Raw genomic sequence first — 235 nt, forward strand, 5'->3', positions numbered from 1 at the left:
AAGAAGAGGCGCAGTTTACCATGGCAATTCGCTTTTCCGCCGCTCGGAATGGCTCCTGTCCCGTAATCGTTCGCGCCCTCTGCCCATCGGTGCCCCTGTCCGCCGCAAACGACAACTTCCGCCGCGGCTTCAGCCGTGGAAACCGGCACGGCGCGGTGCAGAAGGCGGCGACAGGCACTGCCAACGAGCGCATCTTCGCCGAAGCCCTGCGCCATTTTTCCCTCCACGGCCTGTC

General features: G+C 64.3%; 1 protein-coding gene. It reads right to left on the reverse strand.

What is annotated here, in order from left to right; all coding sequences use genetic code 11:
* The coding region (locus RT424_RS19640; protein WP_313441697.1) for a hypothetical protein at nt 1–215 on the reverse strand (215 nt) is incomplete at its 3' end.
* Between the last annotated feature and the right edge of the window lie 20 nt (nt 216–235).

This window comes from Novosphingobium sp. (assembly GCF_032093395.1).
Lineage (GTDB): Bacteria > Pseudomonadota > Alphaproteobacteria > Sphingomonadales > Sphingomonadaceae > Novosphingobium.